23 protein-coding genes are annotated in these 22,503 nt (G+C 45.4%); 5 read left to right on the top strand and 18 right to left on the bottom strand.

Annotated elements, in window-relative coordinates; translation table 11 throughout:
- The first annotated feature begins 7 nt into the window (after positions 1-7).
- Positions 8-817: an RDD family protein gene (locus ACLVWP_RS02740; RefSeq protein WP_413559918.1), complete on the top strand. Its 810-nt coding sequence runs from the start codon at positions 8-10 to the stop codon at positions 815-817.
- A 9-nt stretch (positions 818-826) separates the two neighbouring features.
- The gene (rfaE2, locus tag ACLVWP_RS02735; protein WP_413559916.1) at positions 827-1,306 is read left to right on the top strand and encodes a D-glycero-beta-D-manno-heptose 1-phosphate adenylyltransferase; all 480 of its coding nucleotides are present in this window, start codon (positions 827-829) and stop codon (positions 1,304-1,306) included.
- Here rfaE2 and ACLVWP_RS02730 read toward each other — a convergent pair.
- From ACLVWP_RS02730 to ACLVWP_RS02695, 8 genes are all read right to left on the bottom strand, one after another.
- The gene (locus ACLVWP_RS02730) at positions 1,289-2,023 is read right to left on the bottom strand and encodes a hypothetical protein (RefSeq protein ID WP_413559915.1); all 735 of its coding nucleotides are present in this window, start codon (positions 2,021-2,023) and stop codon (positions 1,289-1,291) included. The two genes, rfaE2 and ACLVWP_RS02730, sit on opposite strands and share 18 nt — an antisense overlap.
- A gap of 40 nt (positions 2,024-2,063) precedes the next feature.
- A complete protein-coding gene (locus ACLVWP_RS02725) occupies positions 2,064-3,122 on the bottom strand; it encodes a hypothetical protein (RefSeq protein ID WP_413559914.1) in 1,059 nt (352 codons plus the stop codon).
- Positions 3,123-3,478: 356 nt separating this feature from the next.
- Complete coding sequence (locus ACLVWP_RS02720) at positions 3,479-3,853, bottom strand: YkgJ family cysteine cluster protein (protein ID WP_413559913.1); 375 nt, start codon at positions 3,851-3,853, stop codon at positions 3,479-3,481.
- A gap of 50 nt (positions 3,854-3,903) precedes the next feature.
- Positions 3,904-5,034 carry a polysaccharide deacetylase family protein gene (locus ACLVWP_RS02715; protein WP_413559912.1) on the bottom strand — a complete coding sequence of 377 codons (1,131 nt, stop codon included), beginning with the start codon at positions 5,032-5,034 and terminating at the stop codon, positions 3,904-3,906.
- Positions 5,031-6,389, bottom strand: coding sequence for a hypothetical protein (locus ACLVWP_RS02710; protein ID WP_413559911.1), 1,359 nt, complete (start codon positions 6,387-6,389; stop codon positions 5,031-5,033). Before ACLVWP_RS02710 ends, ACLVWP_RS02715 begins: the two co-directional genes overlap by 4 nt.
- Before the next feature lie 89 nt (positions 6,390-6,478).
- Complete coding sequence (locus ACLVWP_RS02705; RefSeq protein WP_413559910.1) at positions 6,479-7,714, bottom strand: polysaccharide deacetylase family protein; 1,236 nt, start codon at positions 7,712-7,714, stop codon at positions 6,479-6,481.
- A gap of 77 nt (positions 7,715-7,791) precedes the next feature.
- Positions 7,792-9,141, bottom strand: coding sequence for an O-antigen ligase family protein (locus ACLVWP_RS02700; protein ID WP_413559909.1), 1,350 nt, complete (start codon positions 9,139-9,141; stop codon positions 7,792-7,794).
- Positions 9,138-9,707 carry an SLBB domain-containing protein gene (locus ACLVWP_RS02695; protein WP_413559908.1) on the bottom strand — a complete coding sequence of 190 codons (570 nt, stop codon included), beginning with the start codon at positions 9,705-9,707 and terminating at the stop codon, positions 9,138-9,140. The genes ACLVWP_RS02700 and ACLVWP_RS02695 overlap by 4 nt, the downstream gene beginning before the upstream one ends.
- 93 nt (positions 9,708-9,800) lie before the next feature.
- On the opposite strand from ACLVWP_RS02695, the gene ACLVWP_RS02690 reads away from it, so the two are divergent.
- Positions 9,801-10,883 carry a hypothetical protein gene (locus tag ACLVWP_RS02690; RefSeq protein WP_413559906.1) on the top strand — a complete coding sequence of 361 codons (1,083 nt, stop codon included), beginning with the start codon at positions 9,801-9,803 and terminating at the stop codon, positions 10,881-10,883.
- A 2-nt stretch (positions 10,884-10,885) separates the two neighbouring features.
- Here the strand turns inward: ACLVWP_RS02690 and ACLVWP_RS02685 are convergent, their stop codons facing one another.
- The 4 genes from ACLVWP_RS02685 to ACLVWP_RS02670 are packed head-to-tail and all read right to left on the bottom strand — an operon-like array spanning position 10,886 to position 13,084.
- Positions 10,886-11,815 carry an SDR family oxidoreductase gene (locus ACLVWP_RS02685; RefSeq protein ID WP_413559904.1) on the bottom strand — a complete coding sequence of 310 codons (930 nt, stop codon included), beginning with the start codon at positions 11,813-11,815 and terminating at the stop codon, positions 10,886-10,888.
- Between the two features lie 8 nt (positions 11,816-11,823).
- Positions 11,824-12,231, bottom strand: a complete 408-nt coding sequence (locus tag ACLVWP_RS02680; protein ID WP_413559903.1) for a response regulator — start codon at positions 12,229-12,231, stop codon at positions 11,824-11,826.
- A gap of 46 nt (positions 12,232-12,277) precedes the next feature.
- A complete protein-coding gene (locus ACLVWP_RS02675; protein WP_413559902.1) occupies positions 12,278-12,595 on the bottom strand; it encodes a hypothetical protein in 318 nt (105 codons plus the stop codon).
- 30 nt (positions 12,596-12,625) lie between these two features.
- Positions 12,626-13,084: a hypothetical protein gene (locus ACLVWP_RS02670; protein WP_413559900.1), complete on the bottom strand. Its 459-nt coding sequence runs from the start codon at positions 13,082-13,084 to the stop codon at positions 12,626-12,628.
- A gap of 99 nt (positions 13,085-13,183) precedes the next feature.
- Here ACLVWP_RS02670 and ACLVWP_RS02665 point away from each other — a divergent pair, with 99 nt between their 5' ends.
- Positions 13,184-13,894 carry a response regulator transcription factor gene (locus ACLVWP_RS02665; RefSeq protein ID WP_413559899.1) on the top strand — a complete coding sequence of 237 codons (711 nt, stop codon included), beginning with the start codon at positions 13,184-13,186 and terminating at the stop codon, positions 13,892-13,894.
- Here ACLVWP_RS02665 and ACLVWP_RS02660 read toward each other — a convergent pair.
- Positions 13,872-14,279 carry a hypothetical protein gene (locus tag ACLVWP_RS02660; RefSeq protein ID WP_413559898.1) on the bottom strand — a complete coding sequence of 136 codons (408 nt, stop codon included), beginning with the start codon at positions 14,277-14,279 and terminating at the stop codon, positions 13,872-13,874. The genes ACLVWP_RS02665 and ACLVWP_RS02660 overlap by 23 nt on opposite strands.
- A gap of 122 nt (positions 14,280-14,401) precedes the next feature.
- Here ACLVWP_RS02660 and ACLVWP_RS02655 point away from each other — a divergent pair, with 122 nt between their 5' ends.
- On the top strand, positions 14,402-16,903 hold the full coding sequence (locus ACLVWP_RS02655; RefSeq protein ID WP_413559897.1) for a hybrid sensor histidine kinase/response regulator: 2,502 nt from the start codon (positions 14,402-14,404) through the stop codon (positions 16,901-16,903).
- Here the strand turns inward: ACLVWP_RS02655 and ACLVWP_RS02650 are convergent.
- The 5 genes from ACLVWP_RS02650 to folD all read right to left on the bottom strand — a co-directional run bounded on the left by ACLVWP_RS02650 (position 16,896) and on the right by folD (position 22,470).
- Positions 16,896-18,011: a hypothetical protein gene (locus ACLVWP_RS02650; protein ID WP_413559896.1), complete on the bottom strand. Its 1,116-nt coding sequence runs from the start codon at positions 18,009-18,011 to the stop codon at positions 16,896-16,898. The genes ACLVWP_RS02655 and ACLVWP_RS02650 overlap by 8 nt on opposite strands.
- Before the next feature lie 122 nt (positions 18,012-18,133).
- Positions 18,134-19,438, bottom strand: coding sequence for a class I SAM-dependent rRNA methyltransferase (locus ACLVWP_RS02645; RefSeq protein WP_413559894.1), 1,305 nt, complete (start codon positions 19,436-19,438; stop codon positions 18,134-18,136).
- Between the two features lie 3 nt (positions 19,439-19,441).
- Complete coding sequence (locus ACLVWP_RS02640) at positions 19,442-20,551, bottom strand: esterase-like activity of phytase family protein (RefSeq protein ID WP_413559892.1); 1,110 nt, start codon at positions 20,549-20,551, stop codon at positions 19,442-19,444.
- A gap of 2 nt (positions 20,552-20,553) precedes the next feature.
- Positions 20,554-21,594 (bottom strand): Rieske 2Fe-2S domain-containing protein, encoded by a 1,041-nt coding sequence (locus ACLVWP_RS02635; RefSeq protein WP_413559890.1) that lies wholly within the window; start codon positions 21,592-21,594, stop codon positions 20,554-20,556.
- A 21-nt stretch (positions 21,595-21,615) separates the two neighbouring features.
- Positions 21,616-22,470 (bottom strand): bifunctional methylenetetrahydrofolate dehydrogenase/methenyltetrahydrofolate cyclohydrolase FolD, encoded by an 855-nt coding sequence (gene folD / locus ACLVWP_RS02630; RefSeq protein WP_413559888.1) that lies wholly within the window; start codon positions 22,468-22,470, stop codon positions 21,616-21,618.
- Positions 22,471-22,503: the final 33 nt, after the last annotated feature.

Below are 22,503 nucleotides of genomic sequence, written 5' to 3'. Positions count from 1 at the left end.
AGAAGGAATGGATCCTTTCGAAGAGTTTGAATTCAAGCCCCTGACGGATGGTCTAGGTTTCCATAAAAAGAAAGCGGCAGCTGCGAAAGCTGACGTTGATGCTGACTCTTTTAAGTCCACGTCATCACCTAACATTTTGAAAAGCCAGGGCTTGGAATTGATTGAAGAAGGTTCAACAGATCCTCTTCGTCCACCTCTTCCTCGCAAAAAGTCCAGCACTCCATCGCAAGTTCCTTCAGCTCCGGGTTACCTGACTGAAGTGGGCGGCGAAGCTTCTCCAAGCACTTCCACAGCAGCAGTTGATGAGATCCTTAAGACTCTTCAAAAAAACCGCCGTTTGGAGTTCGACGAGAACAAAACGAAAACTAAAATCACAGCTCAAGTTAAGGAAGAGTACAAAGAGACAGTGTTCAGCTTCTCTGCGGGTCTTTTGGACGGAATGCTTGTGATGGCTGCCAGCCTTCTGTGCCTGATCTTGCTCGTGTCTATCGCGCGCGTGGATCTTGTGGCAAACTTGACTCAACCGGATGAGAACTACTTCATTTACGTCTCTACGTTCTCGATCTTTGCAGGTGTGGCATTCATTTATCTGACTTTGAACCGCATCTACATGGGTGCTACTCCGGGTGAGTGGGCATTTGATCAACGTGTGGGTAAACCTGCTGATCTTTCCTCTGGATTGTTCTGCTTGAAAGTTGCTGCTCGCAGCGCTTTGGTGATCCTAACTGGTTTCATCGTACTCCCGATCGCGTCCGCTCTTATGAATAAAGACTTCGCTGGTCAAATCACTGGCGCACGTCTTCTTAAGAAAGCGTAGGATTTCTATATGGGCCAAGTTCGTAAGTTTGATGATATCGCCGAAGCCTTGGCTCCGCTTCGCTCTCAAGGTAAAAAAATTGTTTTCACGAATGGCTGCTTTGATCTTTTGCACGTAGGACATGTTCGCTACTTGCAAGAAGCAGCTTCCTTAGGCGACGTTTTGGTTATCGGTGTAAACTCTGATGCCAGCGTGAAACGCCTTAAAGGTCCTACTCGTCCTGTCCAAGTTGAAAATGATCGTGCGGAAATCCTGGCAGCTTTGGGTTGCGTGGGCTTTTCTGTGATCTTCACTGAAGACACTCCAGAAAATCTGATCAAAAACGTAAAACCCGACATCTTAGTTAAAGGTGGCGACTGGAAGATCGACCAAATCGTTGGTGGTCCATTCGTTGCGAGCTATGGTGGTCAGGTGATGTCTTTGCAGTTCATCGATGGTAAATCCACGACGAAGCTGATTGAAAAAGCTCAATTAGAATCTAAATCCTAATTTTCCACTATAAACTGAATCAGAGTAACGATCGACTTGCATCGCGATGAATGCTTTGGAGATCTCGATATTCACACCAAAGAAAGTGTGATTTTCGGCGATGTCGCGAGCTTCGGTATTTTGCGAAGCTGTGATACCACCGGCTCCACCGATGAACGTGCCTTGCGCGCGAACACGTCCTGCCCCGAAATACAGAGCGACGTTTTCCATATTCACAGTCCCAATCAAATCCCAACCCGTTGTTGCCACGTTGATTAAGTTTTGAAAGTTAGCTCCACCGGCATAAAGCATTGCTGAAAATGAAATCGGGAAAAAAGAAGCTTCGTAAAAACCCCAGCGCAACTGACCGCCGAAGCTTTGCATTTCTTCGCTTTGAACACTTGGCGAGAAGTACACGAAACCATCGATGTTATAGTAAAAACCTTTACCCAATGTCAGCGTGTAATAGGAAAGCTCGCCCTTATCCTTCGTAGTGCTACCTAAACTTGAAAGATCACCAATCGGAATAAACTGAGTAGAAATACCCAGCTCCACACCGGAATAACCACCCAATGGATACGGATCACCTAAAATTTTAGCTGAAGAACCATACCCCAAAACTTCAAGGGTGCGAGTTTGATCATCGGCATCGAGATTATGCGGAAGCTGAGTCGCAGCGATCGTATGCGTACTAAAAAGTGCGATAATTAAAAAAAGAAAGCGATGACCCAGGTTCATGCCCCCATTGTCATCGCAAATCCCTTAGACTGTCCAGTGGTTATAGAGATGCTACGCCGAATTGAATTTGAGAAAGTGCATTGTTCGCTGCAGTTTGAATCGCCGCATCTGAACTGTCTTTCAAATTTTCGAAAATCTTTTGGAACTGGCTGTAGCTAGTTAAAGAATTCGTAAACGCGTCACCACGAGTACGGCCACTGCCTTGGCTCGTGTTTGCACCGCTTTTGGCTGAGTTATAACCTTTAACCACGATTTCAGCAGCCAATGTCACAACATCCGCATTGCTGCTTTGAAGTGAAGAGGCCAAAGCACCTAAGCGACCCGCATTTGCAAAGCCTAACAAGTAAGCCATTGCTTTAGTTTGTGTGTCTGTGCTCAAAGTTTTATAAGTTGAAGCCACTGTGTTAAATGCTGTTGAGCTATAGAATGAACTTGCCGCCGACAAACCCAAGCTTTGAGTTTCAGCATTACTGTTCAACAAAAGCTCTTTCACGATGCCAAAGAACTCACCATCAGTAAGATCCGCATCCATATAAGCCAACACCATTTTATTAACGTTTTCTTTAGTTGGCTGACCCAACACAAGGTTGCGCCATTGTTGAGCCGTCATTTTATCTTTGTCTTTTTCTGAATCCGAGCTGTTCTTGTCGCCATCAGCATTGTTTGCACCAACGGACTGACCGCCACTGCCATTGCTTGTAGTAAGATCATCGCCACCAACTTTGCGGCTATCATCAGAGTTCACTACAGAAATATCAGTTTTAGCTTTCTTGTCTTCTTCAGCCTTTTTATCAGCTGCTTTTTTAGCGTCGTTTTTAGCTGTTGTTGCTGCTGCTTTTTGAGTCTTATCTTCAGTGTTCGGAGTTGTCGTCGTAGCAGCCTTAGGATTACCAAAAGGATTCACGTAGCTGCGAGCAACCTCGCGACCACCCAAATCAAACAAAGCCGCCAATACCGATTTAGGACGAATCATCTCAAAACTGAACTCTGTGCCCAGAGCCTTTTGAACAGGAGCTTTAAACAAATTGCCCAGGCCGCCTACTAGGGCTACCGCCGCTACAACCATCGCAATTTCTAGTTTGTTCTCTTTAAAGCCCATACAAGGCCTCCTATTCTACTGTCTATAGGAGCACCCCTTGTGCCACTTGGGCCTCAACTACATTCGATCTGACTCCAATCAAAATGAGACAGTGCCGCCCTTAAGCACCCCAGTGACAAAATATTAGACAATCCCCCTCTGAGAACCCTTAGAAACCACAGAAGAAGGATCCCCAGAACAGCAGAGTTTCCCTCTGGCAGGGAGGGACTCGCTCTCACGCAGTCGACCTCCGTCGGCGCATGGATGCGCGAACCCGCCTTAGGCGGGCGACGGTGAGCCTGGATGGCGTGTCGACGGAGCTGTGAGCGAGGCACGCACTGCCAGAGGGAAACTCTGCTGTTCTGGGGTGACGAAGACTACTTTGGGCCTACTGGGCAGAATCCTGGGCGAGGACCAATTTTAGGGAATTCTCGGCAAGTATCTGGGCGTTTTTCATAGACTGTGCAGAGACGTGTAATTGGGTGCAAATAAAGACAATCTCCGTTGGGACGAGAACTTAGCATGAAGAACTCGGTTCCGCTTCTGTAGGAGAGGATGATCTTTTCTTTGATGAGTCTCTTTGAGAGTTTTTTTACTCCGCTGGCGGCTTCGTCTTCGTTGGTTACGCCTAGGCGGATTAGGTCGGAGAGTTTTATTTCTACGGGCATGGTGCAGCAGTGGCCGTGGCAGCCTGTGCACATTCCGTTGCTATATTTTCTCCAGGTGGAGGGTCTGTCTTTGTCCGTTTTCATTCTCTTAACCGCTGGCTATTCGAAGCCAACGGTTTGGGTGGCAATAGCTTTTATGGAAGAGGCTTCTTCACAAGTTTGCTATTGTATCTTGCCGTGGCGTCCGATGGTTGGAGTAATACAATACTGTAGCCGCGGTTGTAAAGCTCGGCTAGGAGTTGTGGTAATACTTCGGCGGTTCTGCGGTGGATGTCGTGCATGAGGAGGATTCCTCGGCCCTTTTTTTCTACCAAATCCAGAGTGTTTTTCAAAAGTTGCTCGTTGGTTTGGGCTTTCCAGTCTTCGCTGTCCATATTCCAGTTGAATTCGGCGACTGAGTTTTCGTTGAGATAGCTGCGCAGACCCGGGTCTACTTCGCCATAAGGGAAGCGGAAGAACGGTTCTACCCATCCCAAAGTATCGAAGGCTGCTTGATGGCCGCCTTTGATTTCTGCGATGGCTTCAGTTGGCGACAGGGCCTTGTACATTAGCTTTTCGCAGGTTGGTGTATTCGCCAAACAGGAGTGAGTCACTGAGTGTGAGCCAATCGCGTGGCCGTCAGCAGCTGCTGCTTTCGTTACATCTGGATTGAGACGAATACTTTTTCCTAATTGGAAGAAGTGGGCTTTTGCGTTCACTTCTTTCAGCGATCTTAAGACCGAGGTTGTGTAAACCGGATTTGGTCCGTCATCGAAAGTTAGGACGATTTCTTTCGGGCCTACATCACCCGCTCTTGCGTAATAACCTTTAGAGACATCGCGGTACTGAGTGTTTGATGGAAATTGAAATGTATTTCCCGAAGATGCTTCGCTCAAGGCATTCACGCGGATTTTTAGAGTGTTGCGTTCAGCGGCGTAGTGACGCTCCAATTGCGCTGTCAAAGATTTCTTACATGGCAGAACCAATGAGAGGTTTGCCTCTTCATTGATTTCATTTTCAAAAATCGTTAGCGACAATCCATCAAGGCTTTTTAGTTTTGTGCAAATCTGATCAGACAGGCGCTCTTTGGATTTTGGATCAGATTCTTTGCGCCATTTTTTAAATACTGTTTCTGGATTTGCTGGTGAGGCATCCCACTCTACCAATGAAGAAGCCGACTGATTCACTTCGATTGTGTTCTGAATCTGTTGACTGACGCCATTTCCGCACGAGGACAATAGAAAAGTTGCAGCGGTTGCTGTTAGAAAATAATTTGCTTTATTCATATCATGCTCACCGATTCGTCCTTGTCGGGCTGTTTCAGGTTCAATTTAATTTTTGAGTTTTCAATGATCACGCGAGGATCTAATGAATGATTATCAAACACCACCAGATTGCGCGAAGCCTCTGCCGTGACGACATTCGGGTTCCACAGATAGCGGAAATAGATAATCAACGAGCCCACAAACTGACTGATCAGAATGCTCAACAAAGCCAACGCCATTAGACCAATTTGCGGACCTGTGGTTTCCCAGCGAGCTGACTCTAAAATCTCAAAGCGGTTTCCAATGGAAAGCTTCTGTGCTTCGATTTTTGCTAAAGCCGTACTGAGTTCTTTGTAACGTGTGAACTCCATTTCTGATTTCTTTTTTAGATCCTCGGCCATTTGTGCCTGAAACGGAAGTTCTCTGGATTCGGCCTTCAGGTTATCGATCGAAGCTTGCACCTGGCTCAGCTGATCTTTCATAATATCGTTCTGATTTTTCAGATTTTCGATCTGTCCACCCACTCCATACATGGAGTTGTCAGAGTTGGGAGTGCGCCCCTTATTCAGGTAAGCGATCATCTTAGTGTTCTGATTAATTTTAAGTTTTAATTCATTGGAGCGAACCAAGAGTTCACTGACGTAGTCCCCGATTTTATCTTTTGATCCTAGAGGTAAAACACTTTGATCGCGATTTTGGATTTCAGCGAGTTCTTTACCCAGACTCACCAATTTATCATCGGCATCTTTTTTCTGTTCGATGATAAAGGTTTCAACGCGATTCATTTCTTCAAGCTCGCGCTTTTTTAGAAGATCACTGGCTGTGGCCACCACTGTGTTCACCAAAAACAAAGACATCGCACGATCCGGCGTCGCCGCTGAAATCTTGATTTCAAATTCTGAATCCAGTTGTGCCTTTGTCCATCGATCCAGCTTTTGCAAAATCCCGATGCGGCTTTCAGATGATGTATTGATGTCTTTTAAATACTTATCACGAAGTGTTTCATAACCTCTGCGTTCTTCCATCGAGATTGCTCCCGATTCGCCGCGCTCTGGAATCTTAGCTAAAACAGCTTCAAAGAAATCCCGCGTCTTAAGAAATTCTATGTGTTTTGAAAGTAGACTGCTCCCCTTCTTGGATTCTTGGAGAGATTTATTTAAACCAAAGAACTGACTGGAGAACGCTTGAACGGAAGAGTTCTGAGAGTCGTTAAAAATAATCGACGTCGAGGCAATATAAGGAATTTTAACAGCGTAAACAATGACACTCACCGTGAATAGAACAGCCGTAAAAACGGCGAACATCCGCCAGTGAGACAAATAGAGTTTCATAATTTCGCCAACGCTAAGCTCTGGCTCTAAATGTGGATCCTGCATTTCCAATCCCCCGACCCAATAGTTTTGCCATCCTTTCACAAGGATGGCCTGTGTCTATTTTGTAATGAGGATTAAGAAGCTGAAATCAACTATGGGATGGGTTGTGATGCACCTTTCAGTACATTTTTGGATTTCAACAACACGACATTATAACCTGCGCCATGAAGCTGTGCCAAAACTTCTGGAAGAGCCTCTGCTGTTCTACGTTGAATATCATGCATAAGGATCAAGCTGCCTCTGCCTGATGCAGAATTCGCTTTAACTTGGTTCATGACATTAGAAACGACCGCTTCGTAAGATTTAGCTTTCCAGTCCAATGAATCCACGTTCCAAAAGAACTCGCCGATACCTTGTTGTTTCAAGTAAGCTTTTGCTTGAGCAGTACCATTGCCGTACGGGAATCTGAAGAATGGATCAGCCCAACCCAATACTTTAATCAACTCACGGAAAGTACCATTGATCTCTTCTTTCACTTGCGGAAAGCTTAATTGATAAGGATTTGTAGAGCTGTTTGATTTCATGCAGGCCTTATCAGCACCAAGACATCTGTGAGTCATAGAGTGCGCACCCATCGCGTGTCCATCTGCTGCAACTTCTTTAACCAGCTCAGGGTTCACTTTAATGTTTTTACCCAATTGGAAGAACATCGCCTTCGCGTTCATTTTACGAAGAGTCGCCAAGATCGTTCTTGTATAAGCAGTCGATGGACCATCATCGAACGTCAAAATAACTTCTTTACGGCCAATATCACCTGATACTGCTTTATATCCTGCGGAAGTATCACGGATCTGCGTACCACCAGCGAATTTCATAGAGTTTGCTGGTTTCGCTGTATCTGCCCACATATTTTTTGTTTGAGCATACTGAACAGGCTCTTTCGTTTGAGCTTTGTTTTTAGAGACTTCATTCCATTGGTCGTCTTCAAAGAAGTTCCCCAAGTTATGAGTCAATGTCGCACGCTCATTCAAAGCATAGTTATCGATTTTAACCAATAGGTCGTCCTTACAACCCTTCAGCATGTCGTCGTATTCTGGATCATCAAGTTGCTCTTCCATCAGAGTCAAATCTTGAGCCGCAATTTCATGGAGAGAGCTGCACACATCTTCAGGAGTTAGATCACCGGCAGCAACGAGGGATTTCCATTTCGGAAATAGGTTTTCAGGATTGCTTTCCGAAGCATGCCAATCTTGTTTGGTTTCGGCCTGTTCATTGGCGACAACCGCATCTTGAAGCTCTGCCTTCACTTGGTCCTTACCGCTTGAACAAGCAGTCATAGACATCATTCCAAGGCCCAAAACCATCACCATATATTTACGACGAAGCATAGCTCCTCCTGCAACGGTTCAGCTAATTGCAGAGAACATGCCCGGTGTTCACAATATGAGGACGCGGTTATTCGTTATTAAATGGATCTGATGGCAAAATCTTGGTCAACGGCCCTCAATTGGCACACCTTGGGAACGCTTTTGGTTCTGATCGAAATCTCCTCAAAAACGGCGGCGGCGACAAAGCCAAAGACCATCCAATACATTCGATCGGCCATCCCACCAATGGAAAGATGAATGTGATAGATCACCAATATGGGAATATGGGCAAGTAAGTAAATCGCCACTTGGCGTTTTGCGATACTAAAAGACTTCAACGCCTTCAACGAACCAATCGTCATAAATCCCAAAGCAATCGCTGCCAGAATCAACAGTGGCCACCCACCGACAACTCCTGCGGAGATAAAAATATTGTGTGGGTCTTTAAACGAGTTGTAGTTAGAAACATCGACATCATTTCCTGATGCAAACTTCGACATCAAGCCGTGTCCCAACCATTCTTCTTGTTTAAAGATTTCAGCACCCCGTTCGACCTCTTCCCAACGTGAGGCCACACCGTCCTGTGCATGTCGCCCACCCAATGAAGTTTGCCCCGTAGCGATGTCATGGGCGAGCTCGTAAGACTGAACTCCAAAAAACACTGTGAATGAAATAAGAAACGAAACCACGGCAAATTTGAACATGCGCCCCTTTGTAGTTCGCGTCTCATGCAAAATCAAAGTAACCACGAACGCAAACATTGCCGCTGCCGCCGAGGAACGAGTCCCCGTCAGAATAATCGCAAAGAAACTGGCCAACAAAATCAGACCGTTCCAAATCTTATGTTTCAGTTTGTGATCAGCCAAAAAAGTGCCCAACGTAAATACGAAGGCAATCGTCGCACAAGTCACCATGTGCGGGATGTGTTTAAAAACTCCGATGAATCTTCCGCCCTTAAATGCGGCCCCTGGCGATACGATTAATACAACCAGCGAAAGCAAAACAAGCGCCCCGGTCCAGCGCTGCACAAACCTCAGAAAGTCTTGAACATTCCATAAACTCGGAATGATCAAACCATAGATGCCGACCATGAATAAAGACACCAACATCGCACCGATTTGCATAACTGCTGATTCATCAGGATTCACGTAATGAACTTGCAGTAAAGTCTGCACCGCCAACACGATCATCAGAAAGAAAACGAAGAGTTTATAAAAGCCACTTAAATGCTGACGAGCTCGCACCCGCAACCACAAAAGAAGCAGCGGAAATCCCAACAAAAAAGTCAGCAGGACATTAACGTAAGGATGCATCCCCTGCTGAAAAATAAGATAGGGAATCTCTCGCGGAATAGGCAGAAGTCCACCCAAGGAGACCTTGCATAAAAAGACCAAGGCCACCAATGATTTTATCAGAAATAAAATACGGGCGTCCTTCGCCTGAATCATTGTCCAATAAGTCCGTTATGATTTGAATTTTTGGAAATCAAAAGTGCCGTCAAAGCAATGCCCAGAACCAACGACACCACTGTCACCGTGCGAGTTGCATCACCGCTCACCATATAGGATTTTTGTGGAACATAGACAAAGTCGTCTTGAGCTAATTTCAATTGCTTCGCACCACCGTATTTGATGACTTTTTCAGCATCAACTTCGTAAGCACCTTGATACTCATTCACAGCTTTCGATTTAATTTCTGACCATGTCTTTGGTTCAAGTTTTCTGACCACAATTTCCGACATGTCTCCACCATTTGTGGAACCACCTGCAAGCGTAATCAGCTTTAGTAAATCGGTGGAGGGCGGCACGTAATAAACTCCCGGTCTATTCACTGCTCCCAAAAGTTGCACAGCAATCAATGACTCCTTAGGAGATGATCTAAAAATATATTCCGAAGCTTGCTGCGGTTGTTTCACATCACCTAACCCAAATGAATCAGAGGGTTGTGCAAACGCAAAGGAATTGAGAGTGAAAACCAGAGCTATGACATAACGGGAACACTTCGAAACGATCATTAACAACCTCCACACTGGACCTAAATCGAGAGCCTTAAGTCTCGTCTATTATTTTCAATGACGGACTTCAGTCCATAGACCAGAATAAAGTCTATGACAAATCCTTCCGTTCCAGAGCATGAAAAACTATTCGATGAAATTTGTAATAAATTGAATGAGCTCAGCACCAATGGTGACGCGGATGCAAACCATCCTGCACAGCCTAAGTATGAGCAAATGCAAGAGCAGATGAAGAAATTCAACTCTGACTTAAAAGGTTCTCAAGAGGATCTTCGCGAGAAAATTAAAAATCTCGAGAGCTTTTCTTACGGATCTGAAACGTTGGACGCTCAGATGAAATTGCTCGCTGATCAACTCAGCGCAGAACGAGCAACGAACGCAAAGATGTCCTCGGACCTTGCAAAATCGTTAGAATTGAGTTTGCAGCTGCAACTTGAGATCCAAGGATTGAAAGCTCGCGCACTACAAATCCAAAGCGAAGAGAAAAAATATTCTCAGTCCATGTTTGAAAGAAATAAAATTCTGCAACGTGATTTGGATCTGACTCGCGCTTTGAAAGACGAAACGGCTATGGAATTCGCCAAAGCGAAAAGTGCTTGGGCTCGCGAGCAAGACTTGTGGGAACAACAGTACGAAAAGCTTCAAGCTGAAATCCAAAAGTTCAAACAAGAAAAAGCAGACCTTGAACAAGCTAACGCTGACCTGATGACGACAATCGAAGAGCGCGACAACACTGTTAAATCGCTTAACGAAGAAATCGAAAAGATCTCTACAGCGTTCAGCGAAGTTGAAGCTTCCGCACAACAACAAAATGAAGTGCTGAAAAACCTGACGTCTGTGGCAGAAACTAAGATCGTTGAGATGAAAGTGGCTTTGGATAAAAAGTCTCTGGAAGCTCAAGACTACTTCAGTCATTTGCAACAGACCCTGAGCCAATCAGTAATCTTGAAGCAAGAAAACATCTCGTTGAAAGAGTACGTGGCGAAATTGAATTACTATCACCAACAAGCGCAACACGCGCAAAGTGTAGTGACTCAGATCGCCCAAGTTTCTGCAGCCCAAGCTCACCAGCAGGCACAGCAACAAGCACAGCAGATTCAACAGATGAGTGCACAAAACCAAGCTCCAGTGACAGCGGCGCCGCAAACGACAACTCCGGCTCCAGCACAAGCTTAAGGTCAGATACCATTTCCTCCGTGGGCTCTGGGGATCCTTCCTTCAGAGCCCATTTTATTTCCCCAATGCTGTGATCGCGGTAAGAAATAAAACATCAACTTGTGAAACAAAAATCCCGGAATCAATCTTTTTACGATCCCAAACAGAATAGCATCCATAGTCACTTTCGTTCGTAATGGAGGATTCTTCATCTGAAGTATTTTGTGCACCTTTCTAGCGATGCTCTCAGGTCGAGTGAATGAATAGTTCATCAACTTCTCAATAAACGGAGTCATCGAATCGTAATACTCGGAATGAGGTCCGCGCAGCTCGTAACTTAACTGGGCCTTCCTCGATAACAAGACATTTTGAAACGATGGAGAGTTAATGAAACCCGGCTGCACAATGCTGACATGAATTCCATAAGGACGACATTCATACCACAAAGCCTCACTCACGCCTTCTAGTGCGTGTTTTGAAGCACTGTACGAAGCCATAGTCGGCATCGACACCATCCCACTGACCGAAGAAATATTTACGATATGCCCCGAGCGCTGTTCGCGCATGATTGGCAGAACCGATTTCATCAAGTTCACCGGGCCAAAAAAGTTCGTGCGCATCTGCACATCTTCAGAGGTCGTGTCCATGTGCTCGACGACGGAGCGATAACAAACACCCGCATTATTGATCAGAACATCAATTCTACCAAAGTGACGACAGACTTCGTTAATAACCGTCGAGATGTCCGACTCTAGAGTCACATCTAACGGCAGCAATAATGTATTTTCATTTTCTGGAAAGAGTTGTCTCAGTTTATCAAAAGAACGTACGCGAGATGTCACAACAACTCGATAGCAATCTGAACGAATCAAAGTTTCAGCCAAGGATCTTCCCAAGCCTGAACTACAACCCGTAATTAAAACAACTTTTCTATTATTTTTTGCGATCTGCAATTTACCCCCTAATTTGAGGGAGCGATGTCGACTCCAAATATTTTATCTAGAGCGCGATCACACTGTGGCACACTGATTGGCTTCGTAAGCACCTGCATATTGCCCAGCAACTCACCATATTTTCCACGCAAAGCGTTTTCTTCAACCGCGGAGACCAACATGATCGGACTTGATTTCACCGCTCGTGCCAGGAAGCGGACCAGGTCTAAGCCTGTGCCCGCTCCTGAAAGGAATAAGTCCGTCACAATAAGAGAGTACGGTGAATCGCGAACAATTGAGAAGCTGACAAGTTTCTGCGCTTCTTCACAGCTGACAGCCCAGTCCAAATGATAATCTGTAAACTGCCTGCGCAGAATATGCTCCCAAATGGGTTTCAAGGCTAAATCATCTTCAACGATCAATACTCTATTTTTCATGACGCTTCCTTGTTCATGATTTCAAGTTAGCGAAGTCAGACGACGCTTACTGAAGCGTCGCTGGCATCGTTTCTACTTGGCGAGTCGCAGACCATTTCATCACACGGTCCGTAACTGCTTTATCGGCCTTTTCAAGGGCCATGAACGGGCTTCTTGCTTCTGATGCGATTGAAATCATCAACTCGCCAGAGACAAGATCTACATTCACGATAAAGCTGTCGCCTTCAGAATCCACACTCATTTTAATTCGGCTGTCTGAAGGTGCACGCGCAGAGATTTTATCCAATACGCGGCCACATGAGACTAGCAATTGTTCTTTTTCGGGAAGGGCGATTTCATCAGTTCTAATATCTACATTGTTCATGCTGATTCTCCTGTGGTTAAAGGTTGATTGTTATAACAGTGCTTGAATTACTTCTTTACAGTGCTGCACCTGCAGAGGTTTCTGCAGATAAAACGGCAGATTGTCTGTGGAGTTGCGTGTTGAGTGCACCAACGCATCAAAATTCGATAAACTCATGCTGCTCACAAAAATAAATCGATCAGATGCTTCTCCATATCTAGACCATAAATCTATACCTGTATCGTCTCCGTCCAGAAAAACATCGGAGATGACTAAATCGTAAGGATTCTCTGAGTGAAACGAATGACGCAGAAGTCCTTCGGCCCCCGCTTCACTTGTCTCCCAATCTATATGTGCGTTCGGAAAGTTTGATCTAATTATGTTTTCCCACAAAGGCCACTGACCCATGTCGTCTTCAACAATTAGAAATCTGTAAGGCTCTGTAGCTAACATCATGTTAGACATCGCCGCCTTAGTAATCTGGTTCTCAATAGCCAATGATGTATCCATGGCGCCTCCTAGTAGCTTTGTTAATCATCGGTGTCTCACGTTGCCTTCGTGCTAAAATGATTTGATGATTTCGCAAAACACTGATTAAATTCATTTTGTATGGCAAAAATACTCTGCGTCGAAGACAGTCCTGAGTTCTATATATATCTGACTTCGGTACTCAAAGATCACACACTTATCCAAGCCGAATCTATTGCTGAGGCGTTCAATATCGTGCAAACGGGCCGCGATAGTTTCGATTTGGTATTATTGGACATCTCACTTCCAGACGGAAATGGGATGAAGATTTTGCCAGATCTCAAAGATTCTTTTAAAGCCAAACCTGTGCCAATTATCATTTTGAGCTCTGATGATGACATCATCAGTAAAGTAGCTGCATTCGGTATTGGCGCTGATGACTATATTTCTAAGCCACCAAATTCGAGCGAATTACGTGCTCGCGTGGATGCTCGTTTGCGTGCCGTAAAATCGTATCAACAAAATACACAACAGGTTCAGCTGGGTGATTTGTTCATCGATTCAAATCGCATGTGCGTGGATTTGCGCAATCAAAAAGTCGGTTCTCAACAAATTGAACTGACTCCATTTGAATTTAAAATTCTGAAGATTCTTTGCGGACGCCCCGGTCAGGTGTTCAGCCGTGAACAACTTATCGACCAAGTCTGGGGCGTAGGAAAGTACGTTACAGAAAGAACCGTCGATGCTCACGTCAGTCACTTGCGCAAAAAAATCAGCGACAGTTCGGTGAAAGTAGAGACGGTCTTAAGCGCAGGCTACAAAGCCACAATTAAAGATAGTTCTTCTGATTAGGAAATACGGCAGCTAGTTGTACAGCTAGCTCGCGAGCCTGAGACAAATAAACTACAACTTCTTCCGAGTGCGCCCCTAGATGGTCTGATTGCTTTAATTGCCAGCTCAAATCTTTCGATTTTTTTCCAAAATCTCTAAAACCCAGCATCTCCGCCGATCCTGCCAGTTTATGAGCTGTTTTCCAGACGATCTCAGACTCCCCTGAATTGCTACCTCGCTCCAATGCCGGAATCCCCTCATTCAACGACATGCAGAATCGAGCCAAAATACGAAGCACTGTATTCGGCGTCGTATCCTCTAAAAGATGATTAAAAGCGTGCGAATCAAAGCCTGTAAGCGATTTGAGCTCTTTGCTGACTCCCACCAAGTCACTATCTGTTTCCACTTTACTGCTCCTTCATTTGCAATAACGTAACAATAGGATTATATGGTGAATTTAAATTGGTTTGAAGAAACCTTCAAATCTAATTAACATTGTTCACATTCAGGTTTGTGAGAGTGTCAAAGATGAAGCGTAACGGTTTTAAAATCATTCTTAAGAAAACTCGCCGGATCTTCCTATGGATTCCGGTCCTGACGCTGATTTGTGGTCTTTCTCTCTCATTTTCCATATACAAACGTATGAGCGATCGTGAGCAATCAGATCAGCGCTCAGAATCCATCAAACGTTCGCGCGAGATGATTCAATCTTTGGACCTCTTACTATCCAACAGCATTCTGCGCATCCAATCCTACGAAGAATACATTGGTACTCGCCCGAATGATTATTATCGCGATATGGCCTTCTTGGGCCAATCTCTGCGCTATACGGTCTTCCAACGTTTTTCCATTTTTGAACTGGTCGGCAAAAGAACGGCTTCTCCACCGAAGTTGAAAAGACTTTCCAGAATCAACACTCCGAACTCTGTCGTCCCGGAATTCAAAAGCAAAAATATGACAGCGGAAGCCGTTGTTAAAGGCATCGAAGAAATCATCAAAAACAAAGAATACAGCCGAGCGGTTTTACACGAACGCGATGGCGTGCCTTTGATCACTTATGTTCTTCAGTCTCGTAGCCGCGAAAACATCTATTTCGTCTTTACGGCTCCACTGCTTTCCTTGTTTGAAAAAATTGACCTGCGTTCCAGTGAGTCTTTGCAAATCGTAGACTCCAAAAATGCCGGTTCTTGGATTATCACTTCAGATGGAACGAATAAATCAATCCGCGCTGGCGAAAAGGCGGAAGGTGCTGACAGCCTTCTGCAGACTTTGCGTTTGGGCGAACCACAGCAAACGAGCTTGAAGGTCCACTTCCATTTCAACTATCAAAAAGCTGAGGGCATGAGTGCTTCCACCATCACGGGGCTGATGAGCGTGCTGGTGACTTTGGTGATCTCTTACCTCTTCTGGGTCCTAGTTCAGCAAAATCGTCGTGTCAGCCGCATGGTCATCGATAAAACTCACGATTTGGAACGCGCCCATCAAGAGCTTCAAGAAGCCCTGGTTGCGAAAAGCCGCTTCCTTGGAAATATCTCCCATGAAATTCGCACACCTCTAAATCTGATTTTAGGAATGGTGGATTTGTGTGAGGAGAAAGACGTTGACCGTCGGATGCACGACTACCTAAGCAGCATGCGTTCCTCGGGGAATCATTTGCTATCCATGATCGAAGACCTTTTGGACTTAGCAAAATCAGACACCAATGAATTGCAAGTGCAGCCTAAGCGCATGCATCTGATTAACTTCCTGAGCGATATTTCCAAGATCTCAGGCAAGGACTGCGCGAAAAAAGGTCTCCGTCTGTACTCTCAGTTCGCTCATGATTTGCCTGCAGTTATCAATTACGATCCAAGCCGCTTACGCCAGATTCTGTTAAACCTTTTGCGCAATGCTTGTAAGTACACGAGCTCAGGTCACGTGATTTTGCGTGTTTCTAAGATCGAACAACCACAACCGCATATGGCGACCATCTGTTTTGAAGTCGAAGACACCGGCATCGGCATTCAAGACGACAAACTTCATAAAGTTTTTGATGCCTTCTTCCAAGTGGAAAACTCATCTGCATTCGCTGAAGGTGGTGTGGGTTTAGGTTTAGCCATCGTGAAGGAACTGGTTAGTAAATTGGGTGGACGCTTAACTGTGAAGTCTACACCTAAAAAGGGAACTTTGTTCCGCGTTGATCTTGATGTTGAAATCTTAGAGTTTGGAAATTGGATCGAGTCTTATCGTTCTCCCGATGACCAAATCAAAGAAATCGTTCTAATTTCCGAAGATAAGAATCTTCAAGCTGCGACCGATGCTCTAGAAATGCATCCCGCGATTATTTATACAAAAATGGATCAGATCTCGAGCATTCGCTCTGTCGATATGTCCACTGCGAATCAAAACAAGTGGATTTTCGTAGACGAGTCGATGACAGCAACTTCCGCTGCTGACATGGATCTTTTGCACCGCCATGGTCATGTGATTTTGCTGGGCAAAAAAGACGAGATCTTAGCGAAACATCCGGGCCTGATTGATCCAGTTCTGGATTCCTCGCCATTGTTATTAGTCGATGTGCTTTTGACCGCTGGGTTCTATACGAAGAGCGCTCGCCGCACCGAAAATCGTGAGATCAATAAACCCAAAGCCGCTGAGGCACCTCGTACTATTCCAGATGGAATTAAAATCTTGGTGGCCGACGACGATATGGGTAATCAAGAGCTTTACCAGGCCTACTTTGATGGCAAGCCTTGGAACGTTCAGTACACCCAAAACGGCAAAGAAGCCTTGGATGCCTACACGGGCGATCCAACTGACGTGATCGTATTAGACGTGCGTATGCCATTGATGGACGGATTTGAAGCGGCAGAAAGAATGCGTGCCTTCGAAGATGAAAACAATCTTCCGCAACGTCCGATCTTACTGGTCACGGCAGATGCGTTGGAAGAAACCATGAAGCGCGCTCAAACAATTCCAGGAACAAGCTTCCTCACGAAACCAATTCGTAAGAAGACTTTGATGGACGCCATCACTCAGGTTCTTAAATAAGCTGCGGCTGATTTTTCTTAGGTTTAGCTTTTTTACTTTTATTTGCAGGCCTGCGCTCACCAGAGCTTGAGTCTGCATCTTCGACAGAAGCCGCTGCGGCTTCACTCACATCGCCTTGGCAATATGGATACTGAGTTAAAAGCTTGCGCGTTTTCTGTCCAGCAGGAACGTCTTCAGCGCGGCCTTTATTATCATCATCCGTACGTAAAGTTCCCCACTTGGTAGCGCCCGACTTTGATGTCGTTAAAGAACCACGACTGCGCAATTCATCTGCTAGCTGAGTATAGAAACAACGCGTGTTCGCGTCCGGCAAACTCATCTTTTGCTTACAGCTTTTCGCTGCCATCTGGAAAAGACCATAAGCCGTGCCATTTTTAGCATTCGGATTGTTATTCTTAGGATCACAACTTGATTCCGAAGAAGACACTGACAAGCCCACCCACACCCAATAAAGCTGGCGTTGCTCACCATTCATTTTTTTATAGTTTGGACAAAACTCTGCGATATCCGTTGGCACTTTCTTTTCAAAAGAGTCTGGATTGTCTTTGATAACCGCTAGTGCCGTTCGACCTTGCGGTCCAAGCTTACCTTCTTTGTTGATAAAGATGTCACAGCCCTCTGCCGCCACAACCTCTTCACGAGATTGACCGACTTCTTGCTGAGTTCCTTGATCCATGCCTTTTTCGTATTGATTCCCGGCAGCTTCATTTTGATCAGCAGCTTGTTTTTCGACCTTCTTCATGTCCTTAGGAGCTTTTTCTGTCGCAGAGGAACTGTTCGCCCACGGGCAGAACTGCAAAGCCAATTGCGCCATCGCTGCGTACTGAGATGCATTTGTTTGCGCCGTTGTTGCGGCTTCCGCTTGAGCAGCGATCGCCGCTTGTTCAGAAGCTGCTTGCGCCAAATAGTAATCCATCATGGTGTTGTAACCACCATACAGATTTGTCGTTGATGTTGTTGTCACAGTCGTTGCCGCCGTCACTACCGGTGATGCAGCTGTTGTGGGAATGATCGTCGTCGATTGAACAGGAATCACGCTTTGTGCCTGCACGAATTGAGCAACCATCACCAAACTTGAAATTTTGAGGCTTAAAGAAAGCTTTTTCATCCCAGTATTTATCGGGATAAAACGCCCCAAGCGTTAGGAAATACTAGGAAATTGCAGTTCGCGTTTCTAAACAAAAAGGGCCGTTGTCGGCCCTTCGTCTAGTCGTTTTCAGTCATCTCTGATTAAACGATATAGTGAACATACATCTTAAGATAGAAACCCTCAGGAAACTGCATCAAAGTTGGATGGTCGGCGGCATGCCCCCCACGCAAAACGCTGCGAACTTCCGAGTAATTTCTAAGTGATGCCTTACGAATAGCATCGCGGAATTCTTCTTCCTCAAGCAAACCCGAGCAAGAACAAGAGGCCACGAAGCCATTCTTTTTCGCCAAACGGAAAGCATGAGTGTTCATCTTTACGTAAGCAGCTTTACCTGTCGGAATGTCTTTCTTAGCTTTGATAAACGCTGGCGGATCAGAAATCACAATGTCGTATTGGCCCGTTGGCAAATTCGTGAGGCCTTCCAAAACGTCCATCTCATGAACGGTGACTTTCGCACCTTCGCGCTCTGCATTTTCTTTAGCAAACGCCAAAGCTGTTTTGGAAACGTCCACCAAATGAACTTCCACTTCAAAGCCTTCAGCTTTTAAAGCGCGAGTGATTTGTGTGGACCAGTGACCTACGTAACAACACAAATCCAAGACACGAACAGTTTTGGTTTTCTGTTGTCTTGCCCAATTTTTAAATAGATTCATCGCCAAATAGATATTGTGCGTTTGATCCAAGAAGAAACCCGTCTTCTGACCTTCGCGCAAATCACAGCTCATTTTAATCACGCCGGAATCAGCCGCCGCATTCAAAAGAATCTCCACATGATCCAATTTGAAATCCGGAAGATCTTTAACGACCTTAGCTTCGTTAGAAGTCAGGCCTTCAAGCTTACGCACACCCACATCGTTACGGATAACAACAGCTGTGTGAGCCCAATCGAACTCTGACAAGCCTTGCTCTTTAGCTTTTTCAGCCAAGCCTTGAAAGAACGCCTCAGTATTTTGCAAAGCCATATCCATACCCGCAGTCACTAACTGAGCTACGAATACTTGGGCTTTTTTCCCAGCCTGATCGATCACATAGTAATCAAGCACCAAACCTGGAATGTAATCAGACTCCCCGAAAGCCAGACGGAAACTGCCGCGGAAGCCTGCTGCTTTACGCACTCTCCAAGAATTCAAAATCTTGTCGTGCAAGAAATTAAAACCCGTTGGTTCTTTATCTTGGCTATTGAAAGTCAACGCACGGAACGCAATCAATGAATGAGGATTGCCGTAACCACGAGCTAGAAACTGCCCCTTCGCATCTTGCAATTCCACTGGCGTGCCCGGAGGCAAACCTTTGGGACTTACAGATAACTCGTTGGAAAACACCCACGGATGTCCGCTGCGAATACGTTTATCTGCACCTGTGCGAAGTCTCCACACCGTCATCATCTCTTACTCACCTTCAATTGCGAAAACCAGAAGCTCGGTTAGCTCGTGTTTAGAAAAATTATTATCCGCCATTACCAGCAAAGTACGACGACCATCTGGCAACTTCGGACCGAACGCCAAAGCTTCAAAATTCTGCACGTCTTTTTTGCCACGTGCTTTCGTTAAATCTGTTTCAAAATCTAATAGTTTTACTTTTTCAGCTACAGTCACTTTGTGATCTGCAAGCTTCGTGAACGCCAATGTATCTGTCGCCTTCGTCAGATCTGCTAAATACAGACCCACTGTCGATTTCCAACCTTTGCCGTAGATACGAGCTCCGCGCTCCATCACGATGATTTTCGTTTCACTCAACGCTAAAATTTCAGAGACACCACGGAAGATCTCTTTACCAATTTCGTTATCGCGGAACGGGTCCATTTGATAAACGAATTCAGAAACCGGCGTGAAGTAACCACGTTGTGCACCACGATCTTCAAATTTCATGATACGGATCTTGTCGCCATTAGCTTCATTTTCGATATCAATGTCTTGAGTCAGTGGAGCTTCGATACTTGTGAAGACAAACTTGCCATCCAAAGTTGCCGTCAAGCCCTCAAAGGCACCGTTATTTTGAATGCCTTTGCTTTGTTGCCCGGTACGCTCTGGCAAATATTTATCTGGAATCGCAAAATCAGATTTCCATTTTCCATCCGCAGATGTTCTGAAAATACGGGGCATGGATCGAGGCTTTAGATCGTTGTTACCTTCTGAAGAAATCAGGAAGTCACCATTATCCAGCAACACCAAACCTTCTAAATCCAAGAAGGCTTTACGCGAGCCTTCTTTTTTAAGACCATTCACAAAGACCAAAGATTTAGGAATTAGGTGAACGGCTTTATCTGTCACTTTGAGTTCAAACTGTTGAATACGAGGCTCGCCGTAGCGACCTTTATCGTCACTGACAGCGCTTAGAACTCCATCTTTAAAAGTGATGCCCGACAGACCACCGATAGTTGTCTTTTCAAATTTGGCACCGGTTACAATCGCCGTCTCGCCGATGTATTTCAAACTCAAGGCATGCGCAGAACTTGTTGCAAGCAACAAAACAAACGCACTGAAAATCCATTTATGCATTATTAACTTCTCCAGCGAAGTTCAGTTTGTTTTACCGGATTCACAAAGGAGCGCTTTTCTTCAAGCGCATTGTGATACTCCGTCTTTAAAGAATAGTACCACTTGGCCTGCGTGTCAGCGTCCTTGATCAGCATGAGACTTGGGTCGTATTTAAGACCCTCTTGCTGTTTAGTAACAGCGTCCATATCCTGGCCCAGGAAAACTTTGCCGAACTTATTCACTGCTGGCTTCAAGATCGTCAGCCAAGGAATGTCCCAGACCGCCAACTGCGTAATACGCGTGTTCTTTTCATCAACTGGAGTTAAAGCCGTGTAGGAATAGAAACTGCGCTCGCCCACTTGAATGTGCTCAACACGAACACATGGCAGAGTGAAAGTGATTTCCGTCGTCGGAACCCCACCCAACAGTTTGTATGCTTTGGAGTTTGAAGACGGCTTATGACGAATCATTTGGAAACCGAAATCAACTGGACCAAAGAGTTTCTTTTTTTCGAGCATGGATTTTTCAGAACGCCAGAACCAGCTTTTATGAACATAAGGTCCGTGTGCTGGGTCCATCAAACCGATCACCGCGTGATCGACGTGACATGGGAAGTTCACCACGTAGGTAAGGTTTGGCTTTTTATCATCGCCAAAGCCCTTCATCACTGGAGGTTGTGGAACTTTAGTAAGATCAAAATCTTTATCGCCCATGAAAATCCAAATCAAACCTTGGGCTTCATGAACAGGATAAGCGCGAACTTTAATTTTATTAGGATTCAAATCCTGATCAGCACACAAAGAAGGAATCTCTGTGCATGTGCCTTGGCCGTTAAATTTCCAACCATGGTAAGGACACTCCAAAGTATCATTCACCACGCGGCCATAGCTTAGGGGAATTCCGCGATGAGGGCAGATATCACGCATTGCTGATACTTTGCCTTTAGAATCACGATAAAAAACGATGGGCTCATTCATGATCTTGCGAGGCAGAGCCTTATTGATCGCCAGTTCCGAACTCGGCAAACCCACGTACCAAACGTTTTTCAAAAATCCTGTAAACATATAAACCTCGAGAGATAGAACTTAGAGACCTGCTCTTTTTTCCGCCAAGAGACAAGTGTTTTCAAGGAGAGTTGTAATAGTCATCGGGCCGACGCCGCCTGGAACAGGTGTCGCGGCTTTCGCCCACCCATCAAGCTCCGCGAACCTAACGTCTCCACACAGTTTTCCACCCTGGCCAGAGCCGTGCATACCCACGTCGATGACAATCGCGTCTTTTTTGAAATCGTCCTTACCCAGCATGTGCGCTTTACCAGCGGCAACCACAACTAGATCGGCCTTCTTAGTGTATTCAGAAAGATTCTTGGTTTTAGAGTGGCACAAAGTCACTGTGGCATTAGCCTCTGTCAGAAGCATGGCCATTGGTTTACCCACGATATTACTGCGACCAACAACGACCGCATTTAAGCCCTCAACGTTGATTTTGTAGTGCTTAAGAATCGTCATCACTCCCTCAGGAGTACAAGGTTTCACAATCGGAGCACCCGCAAAGAAATAACCGAGGGATGCGTAAGTCAAACCATCTGCGTCCTTCAGCGGAGACACAGTTTGCAAAACTTCATGGGAGCTCAAATGCTTTGGCAGAGGAAACTGAACCAAGATGCCATCGACATCACCGTCGTTATTCAGAGTCTGAATCATTTCAGTCAACTCGGCCTGAGTCGTTTCAGTCGGCAAGGCATGGATCGTGGATGTCATTCCGATCTTTTCACAGGATGTTTTTTTATTGCGAACATAAACTTGGCTCGCTGAATCCTCGCCGACAATAACCACCGCCAAATGAGGAGCGCGGCCTGTTTTGTTTTTAAAGTCTGCAATACGGGGGATCAGGGAGGAACGAACGCTGCTTGATACTTCTTTGCCATCTAAAATGAGCACTGAAAACCTCCCTAGAATTTGATGCCCCAATTT

Source organism: Bdellovibrio sp. HCB209, assembly GCF_047306065.1.
GTDB lineage: Bacteria > Bdellovibrionota > Bdellovibrionia > Bdellovibrionales > Bdellovibrionaceae > Bdellovibrio.
The sequence above is the reverse complement of the archived record's forward strand: the minus strand, read 5'-3'. Positions and strand labels throughout refer to the sequence as shown.